The following is a 5,040-nucleotide window of genomic DNA, read 5'->3' on the forward strand; positions in this document are numbered from 1 at the left end:
CCCGCTGACCCACCCCTCGTACCTCCTGGAAATGAGCTTCTTCCGCCGCTTCCGTGGGTGGGCGAGACTTCGGAATGATCACGTTCAGCACGAAATCTCGTGTCACACCATGCTCGCAATCATGGTGAGGCTCGGGGGATCCTGCTGAACGTGATCATTTCGAGGCGCCACGGCACCTTGTCCGCACCAGCACCGCGATCCGAACCGCACCGACCCACGGATGCAACAGAAGAGCCCGAATGACAGTGAATATGGGTGCGTCCGCTCCACCATGAATGTGCGCCCTGGTGAAGGATATGGGCGCCAAACGCCTGGATCGTGCGACGGCTGGCGGCTGTGGTCGTTGCTGACGTCGGACTCAGGTGGCGTCGACATCCTTGCTCAGCAGCACGCCGAACGTCCGGTAGCCGAGGTCGGCGTAGAGCCGCAGGGCGCCGTCGTTGGCCGCGTGCGCGTCCAGCTGGATCCTCACGGCGCCGAGTTCGCGGGCCCGCTCCTCGGCCGCACCGAGCAGGCGCCGGCCGATCCCCCGTCGTCGATATCCGGGGTCGACGGCGACGTCGACACTGGCGGTGGGCACGTCGGCCAGCATGCTCGCCGCGGTCGGCGGGGCCAGCCGGGTGATCGACACCAGGCCGACGATGCGGTCGTCCGCCTCCGCCACCAGGACGCTGCGGCGTCGCCCGTCGGCATGGCCGCGGAACCACGTGGCCACCGCGGACGCCATCGGTATCCGGTAGCGGTCCGGATCGAGACCGGCGTGGTGCTCGGCGCTGGAGAGGTACACGCGGGCGAGATCCTCGGCCTCGCCGGGCAGCCGCGCCGGACGGATCGTGACGGCCGCGTCCTCGCTCATCGCCCGGAGTCGGCGCAGCGCAGCCCGGGGAATCCGGCGTCCTCAGTTGAGACGGAGCCGCCGGTCGCGCCGCGGCCCTGTTGAGCCTGACACGCCTCGCGCCGCAGGCTCTCGACCACCTGGACCGCGGTGTCGAGGTCGTCGGCTGAAATGGTGGCGCCGACCTGGTCCTGGAAGACCTCCGGCAGCGCGTCGACCGGCAGGTCACCGGGAATCTGGTGCAGCTCCGAGAGATGGATCGGACCCAGCTCCTGGCTCACGCCCTGGTAGACGGCGACCTGACCGCCGCTGCTGCCGATGTAGTACTGCTCACGCACCCAGTCGTTGGCGATCGTGAGCCCCGCCCAGCCCACCGCCACGAGCACGCCGATCGCCAGGGCGGGACGTAGCCATGGTCGCCGCCGCGGCGGCTGGGGCGCGTACCGGACGGTCTCCGGGTCGTCGGGAGTGCCGCCGTCCGGGCTGGGCTCGGCGACCGCACCGACCATGAACGCCTGGGAGCTGCCGGGGGCCGGGTGGTCGTCGTCCGAGGGGACGACCTCGCCGAGGACGACGGTGACGTTGTCCGGCGCGCCGGAGTCGAGCGCCAGCGCGATCAGCCGGTCGGCGGCCTCCTCAATGGACCCGGCCGCCGCCATCACCTGCTGGATGTCCGGGTCGCCCACGACGTCGGAGAGGCCGTCGCTGCAAATCAGGAACCTGTCGCCGGGCTGGACGTCGACGAGGGAGAAGTCGGGCTGGATGGGCGACTGACCCTGCAGGACCTTGGTGACGACCGAGCGAGCCGGGTGCTCGCGGGCGTCCTCGGCGGTGATGCGGCCGTCGTCCACGAGCGACTGGACGAAGGTGTGGTCGCGGGTGATCTGGGCGAGGACGCCGCCGCGCAGCAGGTAGGCACGGGAGTCGCCGATGTGCGCCAGCGCCAGCCTCGAGCCGTCCCACAGCATCGACGTCGACGTGGTGCCCATGCCGGCCCGGGCGGGGTCGGCGATGGCGAGCTCGTTGATGCGGTCGTTTGCGGCTGTGACGGCGGCCGCGAGGACGTCGAGCGGGTTCGCGTCGGCATGGGCCGGCGGCTGATCGGCGCGGAGGAGCTCGTCGATGGCGGCCTTGCTGGCCACCTCGCCGGCCGCGTGCCCGCCCATGCCGTCGGCCACCGCGAGAAGGTACGGCCCGGCGTAGCCGGAGTCCTCGTTGCCTTCCCGCAGGAGCCCGACATCAGTGCGCGCGACGTAGCGCAGCGTCAACGACATCCATCACTCCCGCACTGTCGAGGCCGGCGGGCTTCGGGCGCGCCCACCGCGTCGCCTCCCCCCAAACAAGTCGATCACAGCGGATCGTAACGGCGATGCCCCTGGATGGAGTAGGCGCCCCGGGAGTGGACGCGGATATGTCGTCGTGGTCGCGGCGACGGACAACCGGCGGACGGGCGCCGCCGGCTGTCCACAGGCGGAAGTGATTCGGCGAGTTGTCCACATTCGGGCTCCGGCCGGATGCGCCGCGAAACCTGCCGGGCAACCATGGCAGGGCGCCGGTCGGACGGGCCGCGCCGAGGCCGTCAGTGCCTCGTCAACCACATCGAGAGGAACTCATCCATGCAGGTCACAAAGGTGTCGGTGATGGTAGGCGCGCTGTGCGCGGCGGCGATGCTGACCGCGGTCGGGGTCGTGGGTGCGGCGCCGGCCGGCGCGACCGAGGCACGGACGACGGTGGCGCCGGCGCTCAGCGGCGGAGCGTCGGCCGTGGGTGTATTCGGTGCCGGGGCGCCGGCACTCGCTGCCGGGGCCACGCTCGTGGAGCCGACGGTGCCGCGGGAGAGTTCCTGCGGCCGGGTGCCGCCGTCGCGACATCGGGAGTGGCTCGACGGGTTCGGTGTCGGGTGGCTGCCACCCGGACGCGGCGCGCTGGTCTCCGACTTCGCCTACGAGTGGGAGGACGTCGGGTTCCTCGCGCGGGTGTGGGAGTCCGGCCCCGACGGCGACGGCGCCTACCGACGCGACCTCCAGGTGACGGTGATGCGCAGCGCCACGTTCACCGATGCCGACGCCTTGCACGCCTTCCTCGCCGAGTACCACGAGGAGGACCCCGATCGCTGGGCCCGTGAGGCCTTCCAGCATCCCGACGGGCCGGGCTTCCGCACCGGCACCGAGGTGTTCTGGCTGGCCCAGCCGGGCGTCGCGGTCCGGGTGTCCGTCGACGGCGAGCGGTTCAGCGGCCGCGACCTGATCAGGACGGCTTGCGACGTCCGGCAGGTGATGGCGGCATGAGGACGGCCGCCTCGGGAGCTTTCCCCCTGAGCGCCCGGGGCGGCTCCGCCACGGCGGGGTCAGGACCACGGACGGGGGAACGTGGCGCCGTCGAGCCGGTCGCCCACCGCCAGGCCGAGCGGGTCGGTCACGATGTGCCCGGCGCCGTTGTAGGTGGTGTCGGCGTCCATGTAGATGTTCACGTGCGCGAGCCGCGCGAGGTCGGTCCGATTGGGCAGCGCCATGTGTCCGGTGTAGCTGCTGTGGAACGTGCAGTCACCGGCGCGGAGTGGCACCGTGACTCGCGGCGCCCAGCGCAGCGACGGGTCGGCCTCGAACAGGTCGTCCTCCTCGTGCAGGTTCTGGGGCCGCAGACCGGTGATCGTCTGCGTGCCGGGCAGGAAGGTCATGCAGCCGCGCTCCGGCGGCACGTCCACCAGCGCGATCCACGCCGAGAGCGAGAGACGGTCGTTGGCGTGCGGCCAGTACGGCCGATCCTGGTGGAACTCCGTCGCGGCGTCGTTGTGCGGCTCCTTCACCAGCATCTGGTCATGCCACAATCGCAGGGGGAACCCCGCCAGCTGCTCGGCAACGCGGCCCAGCCGGGCATGAAGGGTGAGCTCCCGCAGCGAAGGGTCCCGCTGCCACACGTTGACGAGCTGGCTGAACACGCCGCCGGTCTCCAGGCTCTCCGACCGGTGCGCCTCCAGGAAGTCCTCGGCGGCGATGCGGAACCGCTCGACCTCGGGCGGCTCCAAGACACCGCGGACTCGGACGAATCCGTTCTTGCGGTACTCGGCGACGAGCGCGTCGGCCACCTTGCCGGTCGCGTCGACGTCCGACGTGCGGTCTTCGGTGGGCATGGTGGTCATGGTCATCCTCCTATGGGACGCCGGCCTGGGCCTTCCGAGCGTGCTTGCTGGGTTCCGGCGAGGGCTAGGCCGATTCCGGGCACTGCTCGTACTATCCCGACATGCCGGCCACCCTCCACGAGCACGCGCTCTTCGCCGGCCACCCGGTGCTGGGCGGGGTTCACCGGGTGGGAACCACCGTCGAGCCCCACGCACACGACTTCGTCGAGATCGCGATCGTCGGCTCCGGGACCGGCACGCACCAGACCAGCCGGGGCGAGCGGCCGTTGGGATACGGCGACGTCATCGTCCTGCGGCCCGGTGCGTGGCACGGCTTCCGCGACTGCGCCGACCTCACGGTCGCCAACTGCTGCATCTCCGCCCAAGCGCTGCGCGGTGAGCTCGCTCCGCTGCTCGACTTTCCGATGTTCCGCCCACTGGTGTGGACCGATCCGGTGGCGGCCGGGGCGCACGGTGTCGCCGTCGCCTCGGTCGAGCGGGCGGCTGCCACGGAGTCCATCCTGGCCATCGGCGCGATGGAGCGCGACCTGCGCCGCCCGGGCCCGACCACCCCCGGCCGGGTGCTCGGGCACCTCGTCACCGTCCTGGGCATCTTGGCCGACGGTCGCGCCGCGAGCACCGCCGCCCGCGACAGCGGACCGCGGTCGCCAGCGGTAGCGCCGCCGCACCCGGCCGTCGCGGCCACCGTCGCGCGACTGGAGTCAGACCCTGGCGAGCAGTGGCGGCTGGATCAGCTGGCCCGGGCGGTCAACCTGGACGAGGCCTATCTCGGGCGGCTGTTCCGCCAGCACGTCGGTCTCACCCCGCTCGGCTTCTTGGCCAGGGTTCGGGCCGAGCGGGCGGCCGTCCTGCTGACGCACACGTCGTTGCCGGCCGCCCGGGTCGGGGCCGCGGTCGGCTGGGCCGATCCCACGTACTTCGCGCGTCGGTTCCGTGCACTCGTGGGGCTGTCGCCGACCGAGTACCGGCGGCGCAGCGGCTCAACCGGTGCTCCTCCTGGAGCTCACCCGTCCGCGAGCTGAGGTGCTGTGGCCTGGTGCGGTTGGGCTGGGGCTGGGGCTGGGGC

At 71.8% G+C, this 5,040-nt stretch carries 5 protein-coding genes; 2 read left to right on the plus strand and 3 right to left on the minus strand.

Annotation, left to right across the window (positions count from 1 at the left end; translation table 11 throughout):
- Positions 1 to 358 precede the first annotated feature (358 nt).
- Together E1269_RS31810 and E1269_RS31815 are read right to left on the minus strand one after the other, a co-directional pair.
- A complete protein-coding gene (locus E1269_RS31810; RefSeq protein WP_131902239.1) occupies positions 359 to 856 on the minus strand; it encodes a GNAT family N-acetyltransferase in 498 nt (165 codons plus the stop codon).
- Positions 853 to 2,109 carry a PP2C family protein-serine/threonine phosphatase gene (locus tag E1269_RS31815; protein WP_131902241.1) on the minus strand — a complete coding sequence of 419 codons (1,257 nt, stop codon included), beginning with the start codon at positions 2,107 to 2,109 and terminating at the stop codon, positions 853 to 855. The genes E1269_RS31810 and E1269_RS31815 overlap by 4 nt, the downstream gene beginning before the upstream one ends.
- A 342-nt stretch (positions 2,110 to 2,451) precedes the next feature.
- On the opposite strand from E1269_RS31815, the gene E1269_RS31820 reads away from it, so the two are divergent.
- Positions 2,452 to 3,123 carry a hypothetical protein gene (locus E1269_RS31820; protein ID WP_131902243.1) on the plus strand — a complete coding sequence of 224 codons (672 nt, stop codon included), beginning with the start codon at positions 2,452 to 2,454 and terminating at the stop codon, positions 3,121 to 3,123.
- Between the two features lie 59 nt (positions 3,124 to 3,182).
- Here E1269_RS31820 and E1269_RS31825 read toward each other — a convergent pair whose 3' ends face one another.
- Positions 3,183 to 3,974 (minus strand): phytanoyl-CoA dioxygenase family protein, encoded by a 792-nt coding sequence (locus tag E1269_RS31825; protein WP_131902245.1) that lies wholly within the window; start codon positions 3,972 to 3,974, stop codon positions 3,183 to 3,185.
- Positions 3,975 to 4,075: 101 nt separating this feature from the next.
- Between E1269_RS31825 and E1269_RS31830 the strand changes: the two genes are divergently transcribed.
- Complete coding sequence (locus E1269_RS31830) at positions 4,076 to 4,996, plus strand: helix-turn-helix domain-containing protein (protein WP_131902247.1); 921 nt, start codon at positions 4,076 to 4,078, stop codon at positions 4,994 to 4,996.
- The last annotated feature ends 44 nt before the right edge of the window (positions 4,997 to 5,040 follow it).

The sequence above is a fragment of the Jiangella asiatica genome (assembly GCF_004349065.1).
Taxonomy (GTDB): domain Bacteria; phylum Actinomycetota; class Actinomycetes; order Jiangellales; family Jiangellaceae; genus Jiangella; species Jiangella asiatica.

Excerpts from the sequence above, each read along its gene's own strand:
- E1269_RS31810 (WP_131902239.1), bottom strand. The coding sequence starts at position 856 with ATGAGCGAGGACGCGGCCGTCACGATCCGTCCGGCGCGGCTGCCCGGC.
- E1269_RS31815 (WP_131902241.1), bottom strand. The coding sequence starts at position 2,109 with ATGTCGTTGACGCTGCGCTACGTCGCGCGCACTGATGTCGGGCTCCTG.
- E1269_RS31820 (WP_131902243.1), top strand. The coding sequence starts at position 2,452 with ATGCAGGTCACAAAGGTGTCGGTGATGGTAGGCGCGCTGTGCGCGGCG.
- E1269_RS31825 (WP_131902245.1), bottom strand. The coding sequence starts at position 3,974 with ATGACCACCATGCCCACCGAAGACCGCACGTCGGACGTCGACGCGACC.
- E1269_RS31830 (WP_131902247.1), top strand. The coding sequence starts at position 4,076 with ATGCCGGCCACCCTCCACGAGCACGCGCTCTTCGCCGGCCACCCGGTG.